This is a genomic window from Bradyrhizobium sp. Leo170 (assembly GCF_004296405.1).
Taxonomy (GTDB): Bacteria; Pseudomonadota; Alphaproteobacteria; order Rhizobiales; family Xanthobacteraceae; genus Bradyrhizobium.
Map to the genome: position 1 here is coordinate 1 of NZ_PSRR01000684.1, position 1627 is coordinate 1627.

Consider the following 1627-nt stretch of genomic DNA (forward strand, 5'->3'; position numbering starts at 1 on the left):
CGCATTGCCTCATCAAGAATGTTACCGGAGAACTGACCGTCAGGATTGGGGCGGCGACACCGAATCGGATCGGTGTCACCGATGGCAGGACGGATCAGCATGGGTGCTCGGCGCGAGCTCACGGCGGCGGTGGTAGAGCGCTATCGATTGGCAGGGCGGGCAGATAAGGGGCGCATACTCGACGAGCTTTGCGCGGTGACCGGCTGGCATCGCAAGCACGCGGTCCGGGCGCTTGCCAGCCATGTCGCAATTTCGCCGGAGGCCAGGCGGCAGCGAAGGCCGACCTACGGCGCCAAGATCAGGGATGCGCTGGTGGCCTTGTGGGAGGTCTCGGATCGAATCTGCGGCAAGCGGCTGAAGGTAATGATTCCGACGTTGCTGCCTTCGCTGGAGCGGCATGGCCGGCTCAAGCTCGACCAGGCCGATCGAGCGCTGGTGCTCGGCGTGAGTGCAGCCACGATTGATCGCCTGCTGGTCGAGACCAAAATTGCCGCGGCCGGCGGTAAGCGCCGGCGGGTCGGGTTTTATTCGGCGGTCCGCCGTGAAGTGCCGATCCGGACGTTCAATGACTGGCACGATCCGCCGCCGGGGTTCTGCGAGGTCGACATGGTGGCGCATGGCGGCACATCTGTAGCTGGCTCGTTCATTCAGACGTTGACGATGGTCGACGTCGCGACTGGTTGGACCGAGTGCATGCCGTTGGTGACGCGCGAGGGCGGCCTCGTCGTGCGGGCGATGGAGCGCGCGCAGAGCCTCTTTCCCTGGGTCATTCGCGGCGCCGATTTTGACAATGACAGCGCATTCATGAACGACGTCGTCGTGCCCTGGTGTCGCGCGCAAAAGATCGAGGTGACACGCTCGCGCGCCTACAAGAAGAATGATCAGGCCTTCGTCGAGCAGAAGAACGGCGCGGTCGTCCGGCGACTCGTGGGGTACGGTCGCTTCGATGGTGTCGAGACGACGCGCGTGCTTGAACGTTTGTATGCTGCATCTCGGCTGCACACCAACTTCTTCCAGCCGTCCTTCAAGCTGAAGGACAAGCGACGCGAGGGCGCGAAGGTGATCAAGCGCTACCATGTTCCAGCCACGCCCTATGAACGAGCACTGGGGCATCCGAGGTTGAGCAAGGTAGTCAAACGGCGTCTTCGAGAGCTTCATCGCACGCTCGATCCCGTGGCCCTGCTGGCCGAGATGAGAGACGCCCAGGCGGAGCTCGGCACGCGTGTCGACGCCCGATTGGGCAGGCTCGCGGCAGCAAGCCCACCGGCGCCGACAAAGATCGCAGCAGCGTTCGCGAAGGAGCTCGGCAATGACCTGCATCTAGGGGAGCAGCGCATCATCCATCGGCGCATGCGCAAGCCATACAAAAAGCGCATGAGAATGCCATCAATGCTCGATCCGCACCTCGCCAACATCGAGCGCTGGCTGACGGCCGAGCCCCGTCTGACCGCGCTGGCAATTCTCGGTCGCCTCGCTGAACAATGCCCCGAACAGTTCGGTCCTCCACAGCACACCATCGTGCAGCGCTTGTTGCGATCGCTCAGACGCAAAGCAGTCGAGACGATCATCCCGCGCACGGCTGAAGGTGCGGCACAGGCCGCTGACCCCGGGACTGGGGCCGCCGCTA

The 1627-nt window shown here is 63.7% G+C and carries 1 protein-coding gene; it reads left to right on the top strand.

Annotated features, from left to right (window positions below):
- Window positions 1-99: 99 nt before the first annotated feature.
- On the top strand, window positions 100-1627 hold a 1528-nt coding region (locus CWO89_RS43975; RefSeq protein WP_165421607.1), incomplete at its 3' end, for an integrase catalytic domain-containing protein.